Annotated in this window: 14 protein-coding genes and 6 pseudogenes; 6 read left to right on the forward strand and 14 right to left on the reverse strand. The window is 63.7% G+C overall.

The annotated features are described in order from the left end of the window. Positions 1–153: 153 nt before the first annotated feature. From MRBLAR12_RS00475 to MRBLAR12_RS00485, 3 genes and pseudogenes are all read right to left on the reverse strand, one after another. Entirely contained in the window at positions 154–540 is a 387-nt protein-coding gene (locus MRBLAR12_RS00475; RefSeq protein WP_229992315.1) for a VOC family protein, read from the reverse strand. A 574-nt stretch (positions 541–1,114) separates the two neighbouring features. After that, positions 1,115–1,765, reverse strand: coding sequence for an AbgT family transporter (locus tag MRBLAR12_RS00480; protein ID WP_229992316.1), 651 nt, complete (start codon positions 1,763–1,765; stop codon positions 1,115–1,117). Positions 1,766–1,967: 202 nt separating this feature from the next. Then, positions 1,968–2,258 (reverse strand): annotated as a pseudogene (locus MRBLAR12_RS00485) (hypothetical protein); the annotation flags it as partial. A gap of 181 nt (positions 2,259–2,439) precedes the next feature. On the opposite strand from MRBLAR12_RS00485, the pseudogene MRBLAR12_RS00490 reads away from it, so the two are divergent. The 3 genes and pseudogenes from MRBLAR12_RS00490 to MRBLAR12_RS00500 all read left to right on the forward strand — a co-directional run. Then, a pseudogene (locus tag MRBLAR12_RS00490) lies at positions 2,440–2,661 on the forward strand (amidohydrolase family protein); the annotation flags it as partial. Positions 2,662–2,804: 143 nt separating this feature from the next. After that, positions 2,805–3,548: an SDR family oxidoreductase gene (locus MRBLAR12_RS00495; protein ID WP_364743708.1), complete on the forward strand. Its 744-nt coding sequence runs from the start codon at positions 2,805–2,807 to the stop codon at positions 3,546–3,548. A 734-nt stretch (positions 3,549–4,282) separates the two neighbouring features. Continuing rightward, positions 4,283–6,772, forward strand: coding sequence for an ATP-dependent Clp protease ATP-binding subunit (locus MRBLAR12_RS00500; protein ID WP_364742573.1), 2,490 nt, complete (start codon positions 4,283–4,285; stop codon positions 6,770–6,772). A gap of 87 nt (positions 6,773–6,859) precedes the next feature. Here MRBLAR12_RS00500 and MRBLAR12_RS00505 read toward each other — a convergent pair. Continuing rightward, positions 6,860–7,252: pseudogene (locus tag MRBLAR12_RS00505) on the reverse strand (aminocyclopropane-1-carboxylate deaminase/D-cysteine desulfhydrase family protein); the annotation flags it as partial. A 378-nt stretch (positions 7,253–7,630) separates the two neighbouring features. On the opposite strand from MRBLAR12_RS00505, the gene MRBLAR12_RS00510 reads away from it, so the two are divergent. Together MRBLAR12_RS00510 and MRBLAR12_RS00515 are read left to right on the forward strand one after the other, a co-directional pair. After that, a complete protein-coding gene (locus MRBLAR12_RS00510) occupies positions 7,631–7,888 on the forward strand; it encodes a hypothetical protein (RefSeq protein ID WP_364742576.1) in 258 nt (85 codons plus the stop codon). Positions 7,889–8,043: 155 nt separating this feature from the next. Further along, positions 8,044–8,607, forward strand: coding sequence for a YceI family protein (locus MRBLAR12_RS00515; RefSeq protein ID WP_229992320.1), 564 nt, complete (start codon positions 8,044–8,046; stop codon positions 8,605–8,607). 306 nt (positions 8,608–8,913) lie between these two features. Here MRBLAR12_RS00515 and MRBLAR12_RS00520 read toward each other — a convergent pair whose 3' ends face one another. The 8 genes and pseudogenes from MRBLAR12_RS00520 to MRBLAR12_RS00560 all read right to left on the reverse strand — a co-directional run bounded on the left by MRBLAR12_RS00520 (position 8,914) and on the right by MRBLAR12_RS00560 (position 19,338). Next, positions 8,914–9,354: a CBS domain-containing protein gene (locus MRBLAR12_RS00520; RefSeq protein ID WP_229992321.1), complete on the reverse strand. Its 441-nt coding sequence runs from the start codon at positions 9,352–9,354 to the stop codon at positions 8,914–8,916. A 483-nt stretch (positions 9,355–9,837) separates the two neighbouring features. Continuing rightward, positions 9,838–10,526, reverse strand: a pseudogene (locus MRBLAR12_RS00525) (SDR family NAD(P)-dependent oxidoreductase). 473 nt (positions 10,527–10,999) lie between these two features. Next, positions 11,000–12,099 (reverse strand): annotated as a pseudogene (locus tag MRBLAR12_RS00530) (transposase); the annotation flags it as partial. 579 nt (positions 12,100–12,678) lie between these two features. Further along, on the reverse strand, positions 12,679–13,932 hold the full coding sequence (locus MRBLAR12_RS00540; protein WP_364742580.1) for a hypothetical protein: 1,254 nt from the start codon (positions 13,930–13,932) through the stop codon (positions 12,679–12,681). A gap of 3 nt (positions 13,933–13,935) precedes the next feature. Then, positions 13,936–15,522, reverse strand: coding sequence for a hypothetical protein (locus MRBLAR12_RS00545; protein WP_364742583.1), 1,587 nt, complete (start codon positions 15,520–15,522; stop codon positions 13,936–13,938). Positions 15,523–15,943: 421 nt separating this feature from the next. Continuing rightward, positions 15,944–16,164, reverse strand: a pseudogene (locus MRBLAR12_RS00550) (integrase core domain-containing protein); the annotation flags it as partial. Between the two features lie 259 nt (positions 16,165–16,423). After that, complete coding sequence (locus MRBLAR12_RS00555; RefSeq protein ID WP_364742586.1) at positions 16,424–17,443, reverse strand: CHAD domain-containing protein; 1,020 nt, start codon at positions 17,441–17,443, stop codon at positions 16,424–16,426. Then, positions 17,443–19,338 carry an ABC transporter ATP-binding protein gene (locus MRBLAR12_RS00560; protein ID WP_364742589.1) on the reverse strand — a complete coding sequence of 632 codons (1,896 nt, stop codon included), beginning with the start codon at positions 19,336–19,338 and terminating at the stop codon, positions 17,443–17,445. The genes MRBLAR12_RS00555 and MRBLAR12_RS00560 overlap by 1 nt, the downstream gene beginning before the upstream one ends. A 207-nt stretch (positions 19,339–19,545) precedes the next feature. Here MRBLAR12_RS00560 and MRBLAR12_RS00565 point away from each other — a divergent pair, with 207 nt between their 5' ends. Further along, the gene (locus tag MRBLAR12_RS00565; protein WP_364742592.1) at positions 19,546–19,857 is read left to right on the forward strand and encodes an MmcQ/YjbR family DNA-binding protein; all 312 of its coding nucleotides are present in this window, start codon (positions 19,546–19,548) and stop codon (positions 19,855–19,857) included. Positions 19,858–20,131: 274 nt separating this feature from the next. Here MRBLAR12_RS00565 and MRBLAR12_RS00570 read toward each other — a convergent pair whose 3' ends face one another. Beyond that, positions 20,132–20,758, reverse strand: a complete 627-nt coding sequence (locus tag MRBLAR12_RS00570) for a malonic semialdehyde reductase (RefSeq protein WP_364742595.1) — start codon at positions 20,756–20,758, stop codon at positions 20,132–20,134. Positions 20,759–20,889: 131 nt separating this feature from the next. Beyond that, positions 20,890–22,431: a bifunctional 3-(3-hydroxy-phenyl)propionate/3-hydroxycinnamic acid hydroxylase gene (locus MRBLAR12_RS00575; protein ID WP_364742598.1), complete on the reverse strand. Its 1,542-nt coding sequence runs from the start codon at positions 22,429–22,431 to the stop codon at positions 20,890–20,892. Positions 22,432–22,439: the final 8 nt, after the last annotated feature.

A 22,439-nucleotide genomic window follows, 5' to 3' on the forward strand; every position in this document is an offset into this window, starting at 1 on the left:
GAACCCCATTGCCAACGAAGAGGGTAAACCGCGGCGTACGAAGCAGGCTAAGAAGTAGCCGACTTATCCGACGTCGAAAATTTCCCCGGCCTTTGTCCCGCTCATCCAGGACCCTGGCCTCGCGCCAACTACATCAAACCCGGCAACTGGGAATCATGCAGCACCCGATCCATACGGGCGCGTGATCGCCTCGAGGAAATGTCCGTCAGGATCCGCGAAGTAGACGCCGCGTCCGCCGTCGTTGTGGTTGATCTGCTGTGGGCGGGACCGTCCCGGGTCTGCCCAGTAGGGGATGCCCTCGGCCTGGATCCTTGCGAAGATTCCGTCGAAGTCTTCCTCGCTGACCAGGAAGGCGTAGTGCTGCGGGGAGATGGGCCGGTTCGCCGTGGCGAAATCGAGGGCCACTCCATGGTCAAGGGGCACGGTCATGAAAGACCACATAGGTTGGGGTTCCGGCAGCCCGAGCACGTTGGCCAGGAACTTCGCCGAACGGCGCTTGTCCGTTGCGTAGACGATGGTGTGGTTGAAAGTGACCGTCATGGTGGCCTCCTTGGGTGTGGTTGTCTGACACCATCTGACGTCCAGCCCCCTTCAGATTTCAAGAGCGCGCGCTACGTCCTGGGAACCTTCATTGGGCCAGCAACAGCGATCAGGACACAATGACTGTGTCAAGTATTTCTGGCCACGGAAGGGGCGGTTAAAACTGGCCCCACCCTGCGATGATGGGGACCGTCGAAAACTGGGCCGCGGTGACCGTGTGCGCCCTTCGGTGCTTGAGCGGGGGGTGTGGGACAACGGCGCCGCAATTGGCTCTACCGCTTCCGGGTTCTTGGGTGAACGTCGAGTTCCTCGGGTCGGCCGGGCGTTGATCAGCAGGTGCCAATCATCATGCCTGCGGGCGGTCGCTGGGTTCAGTGTCATGGTTTTCCCCGGACCGGCAGTGGTTGGTGCGTTGTGGGCCAGCTTCACCGGGACAGTTGTTGTCACCGGCGCAGTTCTATCGAATTGTCGATCCAATGGGGCGCAAGTATCGGCGACCAAAGCAGCTCTGCGCGGCGCCTCTTTTCAGGGGCGCCGCGTAGTCCTTTTCAGGGGTTACGTGCTTTTCAACGGGTTAGAACGGACCAACACCGATGAGCTGAGCGACTATGGCCAAGGCGAATACGGTGGCGAGCAGGATCAGGGTCAGCGGCCAAATGAACCGGAACCACTTGTTGAACGGAACCCGGGCCAGGCCCAGGGCACCGATAAGTACTGCGTAGCTGGGCAGGATAAGGTTCGTAATGCCGTCACCGTACTGGTAGGCCAGCACGGCGGTCTGCCGCTGCATCTCGAGCAGATCCGCCAGCGGGGTCATGATGGGCATGGTGACAACGGCCATTGCCGACGAGCTGGGGATGACCAGGTTGATCAGGCTCTGGACCACCACCATCAGGCCCGGAACCAGCACTGCCGGCAGTGCGGCAAGTGGCTGGACGAGGCCGTTGATCACGGAATCGATGACCTGCCCCTGCTCAAGCACGATCTGGGCAGTCCGGGCGAACCCGACCAGAAGTGCGGCGAACAGCAGTTGGCGTGCACCGTCCACGAAGCCGTCAGCGATCTGCCCTGGCCTCAGCCGGCTGGCGATGCCGATCAGGATGGCGATCAACACGAAGTATCCGGTGAGCTGGGGGATGCCCCACTTCCACATGAGCATCGCGAAGATCATGAACGCAATGCCGAGCCCGAAGATGATGAGTGCGGCCTTGTGCCGGCCTGTCATGACGATGGTCTTGGGTGGTGTAGAGCTGGGCGCCGGCGTCGACGGCCAAACTGGCCGCGTTGATCTGTTCAGTGCTGTACCCGTTTGCAGCCCCGACAACCACGACGTCGGCCAGTTCCGGTTGTGCGGGATCGGCCAGGTTGACGCCCAGACTGCGCAATGGGGCGGCCAGACCCTCCGCTCCGAGCGCCAGCACCCGGGCCCCGGGGTGGCGGTGGGCAATGTACTCGGCGGCTGCGCTGCCGGCGGTAACAAAATCCTCGTCGCGGATTCCGATTCCCTGGGAGCGGAGGTGCGCCGCGTACTCGGCCGGGGTCTTCTCCGAGGCGTTGGTGCAGACTACGACGGCGTGTCCGGCAGCGTAGAGCGCTGCCACCAGCTCCGCGGCGCCCGGCATGGCTTCCCCGCCGGCACCGCCGGCGCGCTTTGTCCGCATCAGGCAACCGTCGACATCCAGTACCCAGCCGTGGGAATTTTCAATGGCGTCGCTCATGCCGTGACCTCCTGTGCGGCGCTGCCGACTGTTGGACCAACTTCGTTGGACGTCCCGCGTTGAATGGAAAATTTTGTGGTGCCGTCGCTGATGGACACCGAGGTGGAGGGCCGGTCATTCACTGCAGCGAGCAACCTCTGCAGCGTTGAGGTGGCCGAATTCTTCTTCGCGGCGTACATGCTGGTCCCCGAAGTACTTCCCGCCGCAGCTGGTGCAGTACGCGAACTCACTCCTGCGGACCAAGGTCCTGTTCGGCTCCGACTACCCGATGATCCCGCCGGACCGCTGGATCGCCGACTTTGAGAAACTGGCCATCAAACCGGAGGTGCGCCCGCTGATCATGCGCGAGAATGCGATCCGGCTGCTCGGGCTGCAGAACGCCACAGCGACCGCCGCGGAATGATGACGGGCCTGAGCGCACAGCACATGCTCATGGCTCGAGAGAAAAATGCGTAAATTTGGGAACACCGACGAGCGGGCAACAGCCCACCCGCCTCTGTCCCTCCGCCTGAACACATGGAGAAGACAATGTGACAACGCGTACTCATCACCGCCGGAGCCAGCGGGATCGGCCTGGCCACCGCCAAGGCCTTCGCAGCGGCCGGCGCCCGGGTTCACATCGCCGACATCAATGCCGACGCCGTGGCCGCAGCCAGCGCCGGTAACCCGGACATCACCGGATCCGTGACGGACGTCAGCAACCCCGACGCCGTCGCCGCCCTGTTCGAGGACGTCAAGAAGGAGCTTGGCGGTCTGGATGTGCTGGTCAACAACGCCGGCATCGCCGGCCCCACCGCCCCGGTGGAAGAATACGACGCCGGCGCTTTCGCCGCCGTCGTCGGCGTGAACCTGCAGGGGACCTTCAACGTCACGCAGCGGGCTATCCCGCTGCTTAAGGAATCCGACGCCGCGTCCATCGTGACCATGTCTTCCCTGGCCGGCCGGTTCGGCTACCCGAACCGTGTTGCTTACTCCACCACCAAGTGGGGCCTGGTCGGCTTCGCCAAGACGCTCGCCATGGAACTGGGCCCGTTTGGCATTACCTCGAACACCATCCACCCGGGCGCCGTGGACGGCCCGCGCATCATGAGCGTCTTCGAGGGCCGTGCGTCCGTGTCCGGCCGCACCGTTCAGGAGGAAATCGACTCCGCGATGGCCAACCAGTCCGTGAAGAAATTCATCAACCCGGACGACATCGCCGCCCTGATCCTGTTCCTCGCCGGCCCGCACGCCCGCACCATCTCCGGCCAGATGTTCCCCATCGACGCCGACTCCAAAGCCGCAGTCTAATGAGCACGAACTATATTGCCGCACAGGCGCCAGCCACCGGCAGCCCCGCCGGGACAAACGCACCGGCCGGTAGCGTCGCTCCGCCGGCGGGCAGCCTCTGGCGCGGCCGCGTCGTGGGCATCGCTCATATTGTTCTTGCGGTCCGGTTCGGGCACGTGCTGATGGGCCCGGACCATGCGGGAAGGTGCTACTGGGCGCTGAAATTAGAAAGCGCCGACGCTCCTGTCCGGTCCATCCCGCAGGTCAGACAGGACCTTGTGCCCGGTTGCCCATTTCTTTGATAGTTCCGCCGGGGCATCGTTTCGGGTCTCAGTCCATGAGGTCGAAGTCCAGGTCGAGGTCCAGGGGCGAGTTCAGCCGTCTCCAGGTGGAGGATGTCCGGCGAAGACACCGGCGGACGCGGCAGTGGCTCCAAGCTGCACAATTGCGGACCGCCACGACGTCCCTGAGGTGCAGCGGTCCTGCACGGCGGAGGCTTTCCCGGTGTGTCGGCACCGGATCCAGATCCTGGGTTCCACCCAACGGTCGGTTTCAGTGGATACGCGGCGACTCACATTTGCGCGCCCAGCCGACAGGCAACGCCATGGGCACAACGGACAAGTCCTTGATCATCACCACTCACCCGGGGGACGTCAGCTGAATCCGGCTCTCTAATATCTGCCTCCGGCGAACGCCCCAAGCGTGCCTGAGGCGACGTAGCATCAAGGTATGGGGGCAGCCAGGAGTGTGGCGAAATGTTTGAGCGATTTACGGACCGTGCCCGTCGCGTAGTTGTGCTTGCCCAAGAAGAGGCACGCATGCTGAACCACGGTTATATTGGTACCGAACACATCCTCTTGGGTCTGATCCATGAGGGTGAGGGTGTTGCCGCCAAAGCCCTTGAATCCTTGGGCATTTCCCTCGACGGTGTCCGCGAGCAGGTCCAGGAGATCATCGGCCCGGGCCAGCAGTCCCCGTCCGGACACATCCCCTTTACCCCTCGTGCCAAGAAGGTCCTGGAGCTCTCGCTGCGTGAGGCCCTGCAGCTGGGCCACAACTACATCGGGACCGAGCACATCCTCCTCGGCCTCATCCGGGAGGGCGAGGGCGTTGCCGCCCAGGTGCTCGTCAAGCTCGGCGCCGACTCGAGCCGGGTCCGCCAGCAGGTCATCCAGCTGCTCTCGGGTTACCAGGGCAAGGAGGCCACAGGCCCCGGTCAGGATCACGTTGAAGCGGTTCCCTCCGGTTCCGTGGTTTTGGACCAGTTCGGCCGCAACCTGACCCAGGCGGCGCGCGAGAACAAACTGGACCCCGTGATCGGCCGCGAGCAGGAAATGGAACGCGTCATGCAGGTCCTGTCCCGCCGCACCAAGAACAACCCCGTGCTGATCGGCGAGCCGGGCGTCGGCAAGACCGCCGTCGTTGAGGGCCTGGCCCAGGCTATTGTCCGTGGGGATGTCCCGGAGACCCTCAAGGACAAGCAGCTGTACACTCTGGACCTGGGCTCCGTGGTGGCCGGCTCGCGGTACCGTGGTGACTTTGAGGAGCGGCTGAAGAAGGTCCTCAAGGAGATCCGCACCCGCGGGGACATTCTTTTGTTCATCGACGAGATCCAGACACTGGTGGGTGCCGGTGCCGCCGAGGGTGCCATCGATGCGGCCTCGATCCTGAAGCCGTTGCTGGCCCGCGGCGAGCTGCAGACCATCGGTGCGACCACGCTGGACGAGTACCGCAAGCACATCGAGAAGGATGCCGCGCTGGAGCGCCGTTTCCAGCCGATCCAGGTCAAGGAACCCTCCGTGGCCGACGCGATCGAGATCCTCAAGGGCCTCCGCGACCGGTACGAGGCACACCACCGGGTCACCATCACCGACGGCGCCCTGGTCGCCGCCGCGAACCTCTCCGAGCGCTACATCTCGGACCGGTTCCTGCCGGACAAGGCGATCGACCTGATCGACGAGGCCGGGGCACGGCTGCGCATCCGCCGCATGACCGCCCCGCCGGAGCTTAAGGCTATTGCCGAAAGGATCATTGCCGTCAGGAAGGCCAAAGACGTCGCGATCGACGCCTCCGACTACGAGGGTGCCGCGTCACTGCGCGATGAGGAGCAGAAACTGATTGCCGAGCGTAAAGAGAAGGAGCGCCAGTGGAAGACCGGCGGGCTGGACGACATTTCCGAGGTTGATGAGGACCTGATCGCCGAGGTGCTGGCGAACTCCACCGGCATCCCGGTCTTCAAGCTGACCGAAGAAGAGTCCTCGCGGCTGCTGAAGATGGAAGATGAGCTGCACCAGCGTGTGGTCGGCCAGGAGGAAGCGATTAAGTCGGTTTCGCGGGCGATCCGGCGCACCCGTGCAGGACTGAAGGACCCGAAGCGTCCGGGCGGTTCGTTCATCTTCGCTGGCCCCACCGGCGTGGGCAAGACCGAGCTCGCCAAGGCCCTCGCGGAGTTCCTGTTCGGCGAGGAAGACGCGCTGATCACGCTGGACATGTCCGAGTACTCGGAGAAGCACACGGTCTCGCGGCTCTTCGGTGCCCCTCCGGGCTACGTGGGCTACGACGAAGGCGGCCAGCTGACCGAGAAGGTCCGCCGTCGTCCGTTCTCCGTGGTGCTGTTCGATGAAGTGGAGAAGGCGCACGCCGATCTCTTCAACTCGCTGCTGCAGATCATGGAAGACGGCCGCCTGACCGACTCCCATGGCCGCGTGGTCGACTTCAAGAACACCGTGATCATCATGACCACCAACCTCGGCACCAGGGACATCTCCAAGAGTGTTGCCACCGGCTTCCAGTCCGGCACGGACACCCAGACCGGCTACACCCGGATGCGCGCCCGGGTCACCGAGGAGCTCAAGCAGCACTTCCGCCCCGAGTTCCTGAACCGTGTTGACGATGTTGTGGTCTTCCCGCAGCTGACCCAGGACGAGATCATCGAGATCGTGGACATGTTCGTCAGCCGGCTCAAGAAGCGCCTGAAGGACAAGGACATGGGCATCGAGCTCACGTCCGCGGCCAAGGTGCTCCTCGCGGCCCGCGGCTACGACCCCGCCATGGGTGCCCGGCCGCTGCGCCGCACCATCCAGCGCGAGATCGAGGACCAGCTCTCCGAGAAGATCCTCTTCGGCGAGCTGCACTCCGGCGACATGGTGGTGGTGGATGTCGAAGGCGAAGGCGACGACGCGAAGTTCACTTTCGCCGGCAACGCCAAGCCGCGCATCCCGGACGCACTGCCCGCCGCAGGCTGATCGGAATACCGCCGGGGTGGGCCGATATCCGGTGGCTCAACGGGCGGCGGGACCCGTCGCCGGGGACCCGCCGCCGTCGGACTGCCGTCAGCTGCCGGCCGGGGCACCGGCGCAGGGAGGCCATTGCCCTGGTCCGGACCGGAAGAGCCCGCTGTAGGCGTTGGGGGCGATCTGGCCGGACAGATGGGCATAGAGGACATTGCGACCGGCCGGAATCTCCAGGCTTGTCACGAGGTCGATCAGCCCGGCGAGGGACTTTCCGTCGTAGACCGGGTCGGTGATCATGGCCTCGAGCGAGGCGCCAAGGCGGATGACTTCCAGAGTGGAATCGACTCCGTACAGGTCTCCGGCCCAACCCTCCATGACGTTGATTTCGTCATCACGGAGCTCCCGGCCCAGGCCGATCAGCTCGGCGGTGTTCCGGGCAATGCGGTCAACCTGGTCTGGGCCTGTATAGAAAAGAGTCGTGGCGGCGCCGACGTGAGCGGCAATCGCGCCGCCTCAGCGAGATCGGAAGAGCCGCCGAATCATTCCAGGCGTGGCCGTCCCAGTTCCTAGGAAGCGGAACCCATGATAGTCCCTCGAAATGTGGCGACTCACGCCGTGATTTTCGTTCCACAACTATCCTCCCTGCGACGTCCCACAGGAATCGTGCGGAATAGATACCGGTGCAGTTTTGCCCCAGCTCTAATAAGAGAAGGCGCTCAGGGTCACTTTGGCTCGGCTTTCGACGTTCACCATCGTCACAGGGTGGGGCCAGTTTCAACTGTTCTTCCGGGCCGGAATTACTTGGCGCAACCACCACGACCGGAATCAGTCAGGGCACCAGCGGACTGTCTCCAGGGTTACCTTAGATCCATGGGGCACCTGAGAGGTCCTTTATATCTGGACATCGCGGCGAAGGGCCTGTCTCTGGCGGGTGTTGCGCTGATGATCTTCGGTCGGGAGGGCTGGTTCACCGTCGGTGTTTTCGTCGTGGTTATCGGCGTGCTGATCGGGGCGTGGGCCATGGTTGCCGTCCGTAGGGTGCGGTCACCTGGAGGGCCCTCCCGCCCGGCACCTTTCGGCGCATGGAACCGGAGGGACGCCGGTGCGGAAAAGGACGACGATTCCTGAACGGCGAGGATTCGCCCGACCCGGAGCTCAGCCTGATGAGTTTCCGGAGACCTCGCGTCGCGGAAGTTAATGTCCCAGGGTGCCGGTCTGATACTGTTGCTACACCTTTCCGTAGCACAGTCCCTGTGCCGGCACGCCTGCACAGGAGGCATTCCATGGCTGAAATCTTGACGGACTTTTCGGGTGAGTGGCGCTTTGACCCCACCCACACCCGCATCGGTTTCTCTACGCGCCACGCAATGGTGACCAAAGTGCGCGGGGCGTTCAACGACGTTGAGGGCGCCATCCACGTCAATGCCGAAAACCCTGAGCAGTCGTCGGCACGGATGACCATCAAGGTGGCCAGCATCGACACTCGGAATGCGGACCGCGACCAGCACCTGCGTACTAACGAATTCTTTGACGCACCGCAGTTTCCGGAGATCACGTTCTCCAGCAACCGGGTGGACCAGGTCGACGACGGCCACTTCATCGTTGGCGGTGACGTCACCATCCGCGGGGTCACCAAGGACATCGCCATCCCGCTGGACTTCATCGGCGTCGAACGTGACCCCATGGGTAATCTCCGGGCGGGCTTTGAAGGCTCACGCCGGATTGACCGGCAGGACTTCGGTCTCACATGGAATGCGGCTCTTGACTCCGGCGGGGTCCTTATCTCGGACAAGATCACCCTTGAATTCGAAATCTCCGCCGTGAAAGTCGAAGACCCGGCGGCCTGACACCCACCGCGCCGGTATCGCCGGACGCCAGTTCCAAGCAGCCGGCTGCACCGTGCTCGGTGTCCGGCCCGATGCGCGGATGGTCTCTATTTCTCTGGTGTGTCATCAGGCAGCGGCATCGAGGGCGATGAGCGGCCGGGCGTGAGTCGCCGGAAGCGAAGCGCCGGGCGCCGTCGGTGAAGGCCTCCGCGGGGCTGGGCGCGGCGGGGAGCGATGGTGAGGCTGCCTCGGACAAGGCCATGCGGGCACAAAATCGCGCCACGGAGTGTACTCCGTGGCGCTTGTTTGCTCATGAATTGCTTGACTTTATGAACTGCTCGACTGCATATGTTTGCGTTCCGAAATGTGCTCCACCAGTTCGCCCACACGCTCCTCCGAGTAGTTGCGCGCGATGTCACCCTGGCTGATGATGCCGACCAACTTGTGGTCAGCAATGACCGGGAGCCGCCGGACCTGGTACTTCTCCATCATTTCGATGGCGGCGTCAACGTTCGCATCGGCGTCAATCCAGTGGGGCGCACCGGTGGCGAGGTCGCGGGCCATCATCTCGCGTGGATCACGGCCCACGGCAACGCACTTGAGCACGATGTCCCGGTCAGTGATCATGCCCTTCAACTTGCCGTCATCACCGCAGATCGGCAACGATCCGCAGTCCAGATCCAGCATCATCCGTGCGGCATCTACGAGGGACTGGTTCTCCTTAATACACTGTGCATCCGTACTCATGAATTCACGTACGGCACTCATTGGTCCTCCTTCATCGATTGAGGTATCGACGCAGAGTCACCGGGCACATGCGCCGATGCTGCTAGCCTACGCCCGGGCCAGCGCCGATGTCGACGGCGGTTCCTCCCCTATTTGGGAGCTTCCGTTAACCATCAGGGAGTCGGGCAGTTCTTCGGTTTTTTCGGGCGCCGGGGCAGGGTCAGATGGGCTGCGCGGCGGGCCATTGCCGCATTGAACCGTTCGGGTCAGCGGCGGGTGCAATACAGGAGCGAAAGCGATAGCTCAGGTCCGTGTTTCCAGGATAGTGCGGTCGTGACGGGGCTGGATACCCCGGCTGCATGTTTCGAATGATCGGCCGGAACAGAAGGCGTGACGGCTGTGTCTGCGTGGTCTGCTGGATGAACAGACCGTTGTCTGGCCGGGTGCCCGAGGCTCGTGACATGGCTGTCTGCGGAGAGGCTCACCTTCGTTCTTGCATCACAGCCGACTGGGCGCCTGAAATCCTTACACGCGGATCACGGCCAGCGAACCTGGATCGATGGCAATCATTCCGCCGTCCACCGGTATCACGGCTGCGTTGGCATACGAGGCTTGGTCAGAGAGCAGCCACGCCACCACGTTTCCGGTTTCGAGCGCCTCTGCTGGCCGTCGGGTAGGCACGAATGATGTGGCCACGGAGTAAGCGTGTTGACGTTTCAGCTCGAGTTCTGCGCCGAATTCATCCATTTCCTGGTCTGCCATTTCGGTGCGGGTCCACCCCGGGCAGACGGCGTTCGCTCGGACCCCAAGTGGGCCGTAGTCCACGGCAATCGACTGCATCGGCATTGTTAGCGCCGCCTTTGAGGCGTTATACCCGGGGATACCTGCGGTTGCCCTGAGCGCCGCGGCTGAGGCGACTCCCACAATGGCGCCGCCAGCCGCTATGAGGTGCGGCACGATTGCCTTGGCCAGAAGGAAGGGACCCGTCAGTTGGTACGGATCGTTGCGTCCGAGTCTTCGTTCGCCGACTCACCGACTGCCCCGGGGCTGACAATGCCCGCATTCAGCACGAGACCGTTGATCGATCCGAATCGCTCAACGGTAGTTGCAACAAGTTCGCGTACACCGTTCTCCGATGCAGCGTCGGCAACGAATGGGACGGCGCCGGCGGATCGGGCGACCCTCTCAAGGGTTTCGAGTCGACGGCCACAAATGGCAACGTCCCACCCTTGGCACCGGGATGAGGCAAAACAATCATGTTAGCGCCAGCAACGGAATTGGAATTCATGGCGACTTTAATTGAGGGCTGGAGAAATCATGGCTGAAGTCCGCGTACACACGCATCTATCCGCCGGGCGTTGGCACGATCTGGAGGTATTTACGATCAAGGCTCCAAACACGGTTGCGGAATTTGAGGTTCCGGCCGGCGTTCAGATCAAGCTCCGGTATGGGGCGGGGCCGCTAGGATACGACCGGCAGCAGCAGACGACTGACGGGAGGAACGTAAAACGCTTAGTCGTTGGCGGACTAATGGTCCGTGCTCGGATGCAAGCCAGGACTCCACAAGCCATCCAGCTCTCGTACAAGAGGATCACCAAATAGTGCTAACTGCAGCATACGGGCCGCTTATCCAGGACCACGAAAAGCTGCTCGGGACTGCCCCGGCTTTTGTTGGCTCGGGGTCTTAGGCCGCTCTGAGCGCGGTCCGGTTGATTGTTTCATATTCGATTGGTGTGAGTTTTCCCAGCCGTCTTTGCCGTCGCCGGCGGTGGTAGGTCCGTTCGATCCAGGTCGTGATGGCTAAAAGGAGTTCCTGCCTGGTGGTCCACCGCTGCCTATCCAGGACGTTCTTCTGCAGCAGGGAGAAGAACGATTCCATCGCGGCGTTGTCCGCGCACGCGCCGACCCTGCCCATCGAGCCTGTGAGCCCGTGGTGTCGGAGCGATTCAACGAAGCGGCGAGACCTGAACTGGGAGCCGCGGTCCGAGTGCACCACGGTCCCCGCCGGGCGGCGTGTCCGCACCGCGTTCTCCAGCGCGGCGACGGCCAGCGAAGACTTCATCCGCGAGTCCATCGAGTAGCCAACGATCCTTCCGGAATAGACGTCCTTCACCGCGCAGAGGTAGAGCTTGCCCTCGGCGGTGGAGTGTTCGGTGATGTCGGTCAGCCACAGCTCGTTCGGCGCAGCGGCGGTGAAGTCCCGCTCCACCAGGTCGTCGTGGACCGGTGGGCCCGGTTTCCGGTTCAGTCCGCGCTTCTTGGAAAATACAGACCAAATGCCGTGGTCCCTGCACAAGCGCTGAACCCTGTTCTCACCGGCCATGATGCCCTTCTCGGGGAGTTCGTCGGCGATGAACCGGTACCCGAACGCAGAATCGTCGGCATGGATGTCCAGGGCGGCGTTCACCAGGTGTGCGTCGACCCAGTCGCGTTCCGTGACCGGGCTGGCTCTCCACCGGTAATAGCCTTGCTGGCTGAATCCCGACACCCTGCAGTCCACCGCCACGGGAACACCGTCGGCGGCAAGATCCGTGACCAGCGGCTAGATCATTTTGGGTTGACGTCCCGTGCCAGATACGCAGCAGCGCGGAGCTTTTCCATCCGCCGGGTGGAGACCCCGAGCAGGTAGCTGGTCGCGACCACGGTGGTCAGGGCGACCTCGGCCCGGCGGCGGCGTTCCAGCAGCCAGTCCGGGAAGCACTATCCCTGCCGGAGCTAGGGGATGGCGACGTCCAGGGTGCCGGTGCGGGTGTCGAAGCCCCGGTGCCGGTACCCGTTGCGGGAGTTGCTGCGGGCCTCGCAACGTCAAGAACTCGGTGGTGAAGAAACTCTTGCCATTCACATGATCCCCTCATGCCGGCAGGAACCCCGGCAGACGGCTTACCCACCGCATCCCTCGCAGCTTCACCGGGCACCGCCGGTCCTCCTCGATGTCCCATTCGGAGTCGCTGAAGCGGCGGACGTTCCCGGCGGGAATCCATGTCCAGTGCGCGAGGTGCTCGTCGTCCGGCCATGACACGAGGATGTGCGAAAGGTTCCACCGCTCGCCGAGGCGTAGACGCCCACTGTGCAGGTCGTGCCCGGGAAGAGCAGCATCCGACGAGACATTCAGGGCCTCCGGGCGGTGGCTTCAAATGGCATGATCGTCAGATCTGGGCGTCGAGCCGAAGCCCTCGGGAGCTGCCCGCGCGGGATTCGGTGGCGGTCTGTCCGCTCCTACTCGTCCCCACATGCCGATCGGCTCTCAAACTGCGGGAGTTGGCCAACCGGTGGCTGACGCTGCCCGGCTACTTGGGCGCGAACGTCGGTAGAAGGTGATCACGCACTGGCTACCCTAATCGACCAAGTTGACCGATGGATCGAGGCCTAGCTAGGCTCACCGGTGGGTTGAGGTCCGGTCGGGGCGTTCCGGAGATGGATCGGCCCGTGACCGGCTAGGTCTTTGCGTATCAAGTTGATGCCGTCGACGAGGTGCGAATCATCGATGGCTGCCGGTGCGAAATACGTCGAGTAAACAGACTCTCCACCGTACGCCCAGCCGAGGACAGCGCCTGCCCGCGTATACAGCTGCTGTGCGTGGGCAGGCTCTTTAGCAGGTTGTGGGCCGGCTAGTTCGGCCAGGTTGAGCAACTGTGCGATGTGGAGCGCGGACAACACTGTGTTGTGGTGATAGCAGGTTAGTCCATCACTTTCTTTGGGCGTAGTGCTGCGTTTCGGCGACCATGACGCCTGCGTGTTCTGTCCTGCAAGGCGGATCGTCTCGGCAAACTTGCCGTGCTTATTAGCGATGATGAGAGTATTTCCAGGAGGCTGCCCCGGATAGCACATCTGCCTCAACAGAGCCGTCGCTTCCTCAGTTGAAGTTGTTCCCGTGGCTCCTGAAATGGTTGTCACTGTAGTCAGCTCGAGGCCGCGCACAGGGCTACTACTCGGACTGCCGAGAACGTCTTTCTCTAGTTGCTGCACCTCGTGAAGGAGAATCATATCGATCGTTCGGATTTTGTCGTCGGATGCTTTGAACACCGCGAGTTGAGTTAATTGCTGTTGGAGGGATGCCGCGGCTTCGAGCGTCAAATCCCCTTCAAACGTCGCGGTGACCGCGATGCCGACTCCGGATGGGTAGAGGTAGCGCTCACAGGTCACGATGACATTCAGGCGATTTGTTGTCGGCACGAACCCCCTAGACCGCAACAGTGGTACCTGCTTGATCCACCCCGAGTACGCCTGGGCCGTCGAATACCCAGAGCCGAGCAGAGCCGCCCAGTACTTGTGCCCCGTCTCGTAGGAGCCCCACGGCTTCAGCCATTCTGCTCCCGTCGTGGGTGCCGCCATGAAGGCGGTCGTGTAGGAGGTCAGACTGCTAAGTGACGGCTTACCGAGTCCATCAATGACAACCTCCCGAAGCGCAGATGTCAGCAGCCAGCTGATATGAAAACGAGTGATACTAGCCATGACATCTGCCCCTATTGCTATCCTTGCGGCCACTTGATATAAACGAATTGACTGAATAACTATCTTTGAGTAGATAGAATTTACTTTTAAGTAAATTGGGCCGCCCGATGGCGGGCCGTGGCCGGGTGCTCGCACCCGGCCCTTCATTTTTACCTTCGACTCGATCACCCATTACGACTCCGTGCTGACAATCCTGCCGTGACCGAAGTCCGTCAGGTCAGTCAGTTTGACCTTAGTAACAGTCGCGACATCCTTGGTTGGCTGGTATTCGGGGGAGCTGAAGTCCGGGCCCGTCACGAGTTCGTAGAGCTCTCGATTCTTTCCTTCCGTGAGGAGAGCATCGAACCTTGCTGCATTCTCGCCTTCTTTTGAAGGCTTTGACACGATCCGGGGGCATACTAAGGCTGTAGTCGGGCCGAAGCGGAGCACAAACACCCTGCCTGTGTTCTGGTTCGTGTAGTTCGCGTTAGCTACCTGATCCAGCTTGTCCTTGGTCTTAGCCTTGCCCTTGAAGCGCGTGATTTTGCGGAGGACTGTTCGGGCACTGTCATTCGGCTGAAAACGATTTCGGCGGATTACCCATCGGACTGCTATCGCGACCGCCCAGACTGCTGCCCCGGTTGCGATGCCTAGTACACAGATCCGGACGATATCGACGAATCCGTAGACAGCGCTGTAGTTCCGGCCGAAAATCTCCGTATAAAGAAAAGGAAACGGCATCGCGAAAAGAACACCGAGGATCGCCAAGGCCACCGTGCCGGTTATCGTCTGCGGCGGCGTGATCTCGATAGGCAACTCGCGGGGATACACACGCCACCACAGGAACCAGACGACGAGCACGAACAGCAGACCAGGAACGACGAAGAGCGCGGGCGCGATCGCCGCGCCGAAGGCGCCGGTCAACGCGTCCTCCCCAAACACGCTCAGGGAAATCTTGTGACTGTCCGTGGCGAATCCGGCGTTCTGGCCGACCGAGTCCTCGTAGTTTATTGATAGAACGACTAGGGCACTTCCAGGCTGAACGCCGTTCGGCGCGCTTACGTGTAGGTGCACGGTGGCGCCGTCTCCGGGGGCGAGGGTGTCCGGCAGATCCAGCGTAAGGGAACCTGTGGGGGCGTCAGCAGGGCGCGAGGCCTTAGTCAATTCGACTTTGAGAAAGGTCGGGAAAGTGAGCGTTGCCCCTGTGATGCGCTGCGTCAGAGCGCTAGTGTTCTGGACGCCGAAATAGAGGTCTGCGGCTTGGGTATCGACCATCGCCGTGTCGCCAGATTGGGAGATCGTGAGCGCATTCGACGCCAGCGCCGGAATCGTCCCGGGCAAGACCTTCAGCGTAGCCAGGATTGACCCCGCCGAGTCCACTCCGGTGTAACCGATCGTCGTGACCACTGTGACGGACGACAACAGCCGGGCGGGGAGAGTGACGATTGCTGGCACAGTCAGCGAGCCGCCCGCCGGAATCGACACGGGTGTCTCGTCAAGGGTTATGACGAGTGGACTAACTGCGCCGCTTTCCTGCCTGATCTTCGGGTTGACCACCACAGGGGCGCTCGTGGGGTTCTGGATGCGGAGCCCTGTCGCACGCGTCTCGCCAGGAAGCATCGCAAGTTCGTCAGGCGTGTACGCCGCCGCAACGGCCATCGACTCCGCTGCCGCCGATGTGGCCACGGGCCCGAAGCCGGAGAGGAGAATGGACGCAGCGAGGGCGCTGATGCCAATCACTCGGGCGATCCGGAGCCAAAATGCCCGATCAGCGCTCATTTACTTCGCTTCCTCCCCATCCGGCCTACCGGGCGTGATTCTAAAAAGTGCGACCTGTCGTTGCGGCAGCGGAAGCAACTTGGGTAGTCCGAGCGAAGCGAACCGCTGCGTGTTGGTCTCCTACCTGTGACCCTCGATGAGATGCGAGATGTCGGAGCGCTGCACACTCCACACCCTCGCCGCGACCCGTTGGACGCATGATCCCAACAAGCCAGACTTGCGCAAGGCTAAACTTCAGTAGTGCCATTGAGGCAGTGTGACATTGAGCCGAACACACGTCTAGGTCTCATTGTTTCGTTCTCAGCCCGGTCAGCGTGATTGGTCGGACCCCAATTAGCAGTCCAGCGTCTACGCGATAGCTAATTTGGCCTGTTTCGGTCCATGTTTCCTAGAAGCGTTTCGGCCTCATGCCGTCCAGCTACTCGTGGGGCCATTCATGACTGTAGATAGATTTCCATTCCTCGGCCAAATAGTTGGCTCCGGCCATGGTGTGGATGATTTCACCAGAAAGTTGTTCCCTTCTGGACTGGGCGTTGAAGGATTCGATGAAGGCGTTCTGTCGGGTGATCTCGGGTCGATGAAGGCGGTGTCGACTCCAGCGGTGTCGCACCAGTCGATCAGCGCGGCGGCGGTGAATTTCGGCTAGAAGGCCCACAACGGGGTGAGCTGGGCCCCGACGGTGTGAAGGATCACCCGAAGTCCTTCGCGAAGCGGTCCCGTCTCGTTCGGCGACGACTTCTGAGCCACGGAGAGTGCGCCCCGGTTCCGGCCGCGTCGCGGGGTCAGGCCCGCGACGCGGCCGGAGCTGTCTGGCCTTGGTGGTCGGTTGAGACCGAGCCGACGCTCGGCTGCGGCGGCCCCTCGACCGCCGGTAACGCTCGATTTGGCAGCTGTGGTGCGTTCAGATCCCGCTCCCGGTCCGCGCGGCTGACGTCCCCGGGTCGTACTGGAGGGAGGCGGCGTTGGGCAGCCAGGCCGCCTCGTTGTAGAGGCTGCTTAACCGGCGCGGAAGCTTCTCCAGGACACGGTCGGTGCGGACCTGCTCCAGGGCGTCCACCAGGTAGTACGTGCCGGTCGGATGACCTTTGGCCGACGCGGCGGAACCGAGCCCTTGCACCACTGGGCGGGTCACGACCGCGTCCTGGTAGTCGCCGAGCAGGTCCTGGAGCTTCTTGGCCTGCCGGCCCAGCCGCCGGGCGGGTTTGCCGACGACGGGGGTGGCGACGTGGATCACGTAGCGGAGTTGCTTGTCGGCCTTGCGGGCGTCGTGCAGCGCCTCATCCCGCTCTGTCCCCGCCGGCAGCGCCTGGGCGGCCACGAGGTGACGGTCGAGCGTGCGCAGCGCCTTGGCGATGCTCTTTGGCAGCTCCTCCGCCGCGGGCCGCGCCGCGCGCTCGGTGAAGGGCGGGTCGGCCGGCGGCCAGTCCAGCACCTGACGGAGCGCGGCGTAGCGATCGCTGTCGAGCGTGGCATGGGTGGTCTTGCTGCTACTGACGGCGAGCTGGTCCAGCTGGGTCCGGGCGTGGTCGAACACCGGGCCAACGATCAACTCCGACGGCAGGGCGTCGTGCTGTCGTTTCAGCTCGATGAGTGTCCTCTGGGTGTCGTTCTCCTCGCCGAGCTGGCGGCCCAGCCACGCCAGCTCGGCGCACACCGGTCGAGTGACCTGCCGATCGAGGATGCGGGAGAAGCCGCGAAGTGTGGAACGCAGCTGGCGGATCGCGACGCGCATCCTGGTGACCCCCTTCGGGTCGTCGTCGCGCACCTTGCGCTCGGCCTCCCGAAGTGCCCTGGTCTGGGCGAGGAGGGCATGCAGCACCACCTCGCCGGCCGTGGGCGGGGACGCGGTCGCCGTCTGGTTCTTCGATGGCTTGGTGCGGCGGGTGGACGGCTCTCGGGTGTTCGTCGCGGTGATGGTCATTAGAGGGCTCCGATGGTTGTGAGGTGGGTGCGGTCGGCGGAAGGGTCTGCCGGAGCGGTCTCGGGCAGCTCGGTGTCCAGAACGCCACCCCGGCGCAGGTACACGGTGCGGGTGGCCAGCGCAGTGACCGCGGGCCGATGCGTCGTCGCGATGATCGTGCGACCTTTGACGAGCCGGCCCAGCGCCTGGACAACGAGTTCCTCGGCGTGAACGTCCAGGCCGGTGGTGGGTTCGTCGAGGAGCACGACGGGGGCGTCGACGAGCAGTGCGCGGGCGATGCCGACGCGCTGGCGCTGCCCGCCGGACAGCCCGGTCCCGCCGGTACCGACGGTGGTGTCGAGCCCGTCGGGGAGGTCATCGGCGAACTCGCTGACCAGGGCCGCCTCTGCGGCGGCAGCCACCTCGGCGTCCGTGGCGTCGGGGCGGCCGTAACGGATGTTGTCGATCAGTGTGCCGGAGAACAGGAAGGTGTCCTGCAGGACCATGGCCACCTGCTGGTGCAGCCAGCGCTCCGGGACGTCGGGGACCGAGTGCCCGTCGAGCAGGACCTGGCCGGAGGTGGGACGGTAGAGGCCGCCGATCACAGACAGGAGGGTCGACTTGCCGGCGCCGTTGTCACCGAGCAGGGCGATCCGCTCGCCCGGGGTGACGGTCAGGTCGACGTCAGTGAAGACCGGGCCGCGGCCGGTGCCGTAGTCCAGCACGACCTTGCGCAGCTCGATGCGGCCGTCGACGCGGGCCGGCAGCGGCTCCTCGGTGCCCTGGTGGTCGGTGGGCTGGTCGAGGATGTCGGCGATCCGTTGGGCGGAGGCGGCGCCCTGGGTGAAGCTGGGTGCCAGCTTGGCCAGGGACTTCATCGGCGAGAGCATGGTCTTGAGGTAGCTGGTGACGACCACCAGCACCCCGACCTGCCACCAGCCCTTCAGCGCTCCGTAACCGCCGACGAACAACACCAGCGCGGTGCCCACGGAGGCGACCAACTGCAGGGTGGGGGAGAACCTGGCGCTGACCTTGACCGAGCGCAGCGACAGGCCGAGCACGTTGTCGTTCTGCGTGGCGAACCGCTGGTCCTGCACCCGCTGGCTGCCGAACGCGTGCACGGTGCGGATGCCCATCAGGGACTCGGTGACGAGCCCGGTCAGGTCGCCGGTGGCGGCGCGCTTGCGACGGGCGTACTGCCGGGTCAGGCCGGCGAAGTGGTTAGCGGTCAGGAATACCAGCGGGGCGACGACGAGCCCGATCAGCCCGAGGCGCCAGTCCACCGCGACCATCACGGCGGCGGTACCGGCCAGGGTGAGCACGGACGGGACGAGGTCGGTGCCCACATCCCGCAGGGTCGATTCCACCGTTGACGTGTCGGAGACGACCCGGCTGGTCAGCTCGCCGACGTTCTGCCGGTCGTGGAAGGCCATCGGCAGCCGCTGGGTGTAGGCGAATACATCCGCGCGGATGCGCGAGGTGATCCGCTGGCCGGACCCGTTCATGTACATGTCGCCCAAGTAGGAGAACATCCCCGCGGCAGCGGTGATCGCCACCACGGCGCTCGCCGCGACCAGCAGCATCGCCATCGACGAACCGCCGAACCACCCGGCGACGGCGTGCAGGATCCCGCTCTTGCCCTGGCTGTTGCCTTGGCCCTTGTCCTGGAGCAGGTCGTTGATGACCAGCGCCAGCGGCCAGGGGGCGGCAAGATTGGCGGCCATTTGCCCGCCGTTCATCAGCACGCCCAGGACCAGCGACTTTCGCTCGGGCCGGCCGTATTCCTTGAACCGCCACAGCTCGCGCAGAGTGCTGAGATTCCAGCGCGAACGCCCACCGGCGCCGTGTCTTTGGGGTTTGACTGCGTCGATGTCTTCCGGGCTGGATGGCAGGTCGTCCGTGGAGTGGACGGTCATGGGTTGCTCCTCTGTACAGGGCGGTATTGGCAACGGCGCCGACGATGCGGGATGCACCGCAGAAACATACGTTGTATGGAAGTTTAACCATACAGCGTATGGAAGGTAGGCCGCAATACTGACCGCCTGTGGTCGAAGCAATTTTTGGAAGTCTCCCTAGGGAGGGCAGGCGTTGCCTGGTCAGGGGCTCCGGTGCCACAGTGAACCATGGCCACAGAGGAAGATGTCCGCCAGATCTGCCATGGACTGCCGGGGGTTAGCGAGCGGCCCAGTTGGGGCCAGCCGGCATGGTTCGGAAAAACCCTGATGGCACGTATCTGGGAAGACGGCGTCCTCACCGTGAAAACCGAGGAACGGGAAGCACTCGCAGGGACCGGCCCCGACACCTTCTTCTGGACGCCCCACCACGAGCGGTCCCCGAAACTGGTGCTGGTCCGCTTGGAGAGGATCGACGTCGAGGAACTGGACGAGCTGCTGCAGGAGTCGTATCGCTTGGCTGGCGGGGGAGCCGCCAGGTAAGCGCTGGGCCGTCGGTGCCGGGCATTTCCAGGTCAAGTCCCGCCTTCAAGGCGGCAATGCGGTTGCTGACGGCGCCCCATCCCGAGATGGCGGCTTCGCGCAAGCCCCATTCTGTTCGCAGGACGTCTGTGAGGAGCCACCGGTTTATGGCGAGAGGCACACGTCCTGCGGCAAAGCACGTGCTCCCCGAGGGGGCCCATGCACCACAAAAGGCAGGGTTTTCTTCTTCGCTGCGTCGAAGGAGAAAACCCTGCCGGTTGTGGATTGTAGTCAGTTAGATGGTTCGTACGGCGATGTCGGCGGAGAGGCGGGGCAGGCGTGGGAACCAGGCGTCCTCGCCTGGTTCCCCGACGTTGACCACCATGAACGCCCGGTGTGTGGTGCCGGCGTTGAAGTCAGCGTCGACGCCGGCGGCGTCGAATCCACCCATGGGGCCTGCATGGAGCCCGACTGCACGTACCGCCATGATGAAAATCCCGGATTGGAGCCAGGCGTTGTTCTTGCCGATTTCGGCGCGTTTGATTCTGTCGCCGTCGAACATGGCCTTGCGTTCGGGGGCGGGCGGGAAGAACGTTGGGAAGTGTTCGTGCCAGTCGCTGTCATAGGACAGCACCGCGACTGCGGGGGCGGTGCGGGTCTTCTCCTGGTTAGCGTCGGCCAGGTGCGAGGCAAGGCGTTCGCGGGCTTCGGGTGACTGGACCCAGGTGATGCGCAGCGGCTGGTTGTTCATCATCGTGGGGCTCATCTTCGTCAGCTCGTAGATCGCGGCCAATGTGTCGGCTGAGACCGGTTTGGAGGAGAAGCTATTGGCGGTCCGCGCTTCGAGGAAGAGCCGTTGAGTGCTGTCGGAGTCGATGGCGAGACTGTCGTGGATCGTGGGGTAGGTTGTCGTGGGGTTCATGATGTTCCTTTGTGTTCGGGTATGGGAGCGGTTGATCCCGCGGGGTGTCGCGGCCACTTCTGCTGCGTCTCACCTTGGCCGGTCCGGTAGTGCGGTCATGCCCGAGGACGTTATGGGGAGCCGATGCGCTTTCATCGCTCTGTCCGCTCTGTCTTCGCGGCCGCGGAGTGAAAGGACGGCAGGCGGGCGAGGCTCCCGGCGACGGAGTCGGAAGTGAACATCACGGCACGATCCGGGCGGACAACGGCAGCAGCGATCCGATGTCGGACGAGCCACTGCTGGAGCTCAGATCCGGGGTCCGGGACGACGGGCGCCGCGCCCCTGAGCAGGATCCGTTCGCGCTCTTCGGGAGTGATCGCGAGAGCTAGCAGCGCGAATCCGTCTCCGGCGACGTCATCGAATCGCTTGCCGTCCGGGATGACCGAAGTGCGGGCGTTGGGGCATAGACGTCCGACGGCGGAGGTGCGGGCGAGTGCCGAGAGCCGGGAGCCGAGGGGTATAGCTGTCCATGACTGTGCGGGAAGGCCTGCCACGAGGTGCAGGCCCGGTGCGAAAAACCTCCGCAGGGCCGTACCGACGCGACCACCCGCGGTCATGGTGAGGCCGAACAGCTTTGCGACGGTGATGGTTCTTCTCGCGTGCCGCTTGCGCTCGGTCTGGTAGCTGGCCAGCGTGCTTGCGGGGAGCTCGCCGGCAAGAACACCGGCGAGCTTCCAGGCCAGGTTCATCGCATCTCGGAGTCCCGCCCCCATGCCCTGGCCTATGAAGGGAGGACTCAGGTGAGCGGCGTCGCCGAGGAGGAAGACCCGGCGGTCGCGCCACTTATTGGCGACCAGGGCGCGGAAGGTGTAGTCGGCGACTCGGATCACGCGCAGATCGTCCACCGGGACGTCGCCGGTCCAGGGCCGGATCAGCGGATGGAGCGTATCCATCGTCGCGAAGTCGGCGGCAGTCTCGTCAGGCAGCAGCCGGAACTCCCAGCGATAGCGGAGCTCTCCGACGCGCATGTAGGTACCGGCGCGGTGGGAGTCGCACAGCTGGTGGATGCCTTCCCACTGGTTCAGTTGCGCCGAAGTGTCGACGTCGACAACCAGCCAGCGCTGTTCGAAGCCCAGATCCTCCATCTCCGCGCCGATGGCCCCCCTCACCATGCTGCTGGCGCCGTCGCAGCCGAGGACATGGCTGGCACGGACCGACTCGCGTGCCCCTGTGGCACGATCCGTGAAGTCCACCTGGACTGCCGCGTTGCCTTGGGTCACACGGAGAACCTCGACATTTCCGCGCAGGGTCACCGTAGGCATGATCCGGAGGTTGTTGCGCATGAGCTGCTCGAGGTCCGGCTGGTCAAACATGTTCGCTTGGGGATAGCCGTGGGCGCCGCCATCGGCCGGTCGCTGGAACTCCGCGAGCACCCGGTGGTTGGGTGCGAGCAAACGTAGCCCGTGTGCAGGTCGGCTGAGCCCAGCGAATTGCGTCCCCACGCCCAGACGGTGGAGGATGCGATAGACCTCGTCGTCGAGATGTACCGCCCGTGGTAGCGGGTAGACGCCCTCCCAGCGGTCCAGGACGAGGCACTCGACGCCGTACTGGCCGAGTAGGGTGGCGACAGCCAGCCCGGAAGGGCCAGCGCCGACCACGACCACCGGCGCCACGCCCTCGTTGTGGGCGCTCATACTATTGC

The organism is Arthrobacter sp. LAR12-1-1.1, from assembly GCF_040676555.1.
Classification (GTDB): Bacteria; Actinomycetota; Actinomycetes; order Actinomycetales; family Micrococcaceae; genus Arthrobacter.

What these genes read in the sequence shown, in the direction of transcription:
- MRBLAR12_RS00475 (WP_229992315.1), bottom strand. Translation starts at nt 540, where the DNA reads ATGACGGTCACTTTCAACCACACCATCGTCTACGCAACGGACAAGCGC.
- MRBLAR12_RS00480 (WP_229992316.1), bottom strand. Translation starts at nt 1,765, where the DNA reads ATGACAGGCCGGCACAAGGCCGCACTCATCATCTTCGGGCTCGGCATT.
- MRBLAR12_RS00500 (WP_364742573.1), top strand. Translation starts at nt 4,283, where the DNA reads ATGTTTGAGCGATTTACGGACCGTGCCCGTCGCGTAGTTGTGCTTGCC.
- MRBLAR12_RS00510 (WP_364742576.1), top strand. Translation starts at nt 7,631, where the DNA reads ATGGGGCACCTGAGAGGTCCTTTATATCTGGACATCGCGGCGAAGGGC.
- MRBLAR12_RS00515 (WP_229992320.1), top strand. Translation starts at nt 8,044, where the DNA reads ATGGCTGAAATCTTGACGGACTTTTCGGGTGAGTGGCGCTTTGACCCC.
- MRBLAR12_RS00520 (WP_229992321.1), bottom strand. Translation starts at nt 9,354, where the DNA reads ATGAGTGCCGTACGTGAATTCATGAGTACGGATGCACAGTGTATTAAG.
- MRBLAR12_RS00545 (WP_364742583.1), bottom strand. Translation starts at nt 15,522, where the DNA reads ATGAGCGCTGATCGGGCATTTTGGCTCCGGATCGCCCGAGTGATTGGC.
- MRBLAR12_RS00555 (WP_364742586.1), bottom strand. Translation starts at nt 17,443, where the DNA reads ATGACCATCACCGCGACGAACACCCGAGAGCCGTCCACCCGCCGCACC.
- MRBLAR12_RS00560 (WP_364742589.1), bottom strand. Translation starts at nt 19,338, where the DNA reads ATGACCGTCCACTCCACGGACGACCTGCCATCCAGCCCGGAAGACATC.
- MRBLAR12_RS00565 (WP_364742592.1), top strand. Translation starts at nt 19,546, where the DNA reads ATGGCCACAGAGGAAGATGTCCGCCAGATCTGCCATGGACTGCCGGGG.
- MRBLAR12_RS00570 (WP_364742595.1), bottom strand. Translation starts at nt 20,758, where the DNA reads ATGAACCCCACGACAACCTACCCCACGATCCACGACAGTCTCGCCATC.
- MRBLAR12_RS00575 (WP_364742598.1), bottom strand. Translation starts at nt 22,431, where the DNA reads ATGAGCGCCCACAACGAGGGCGTGGCGCCGGTGGTCGTGGTCGGCGCT.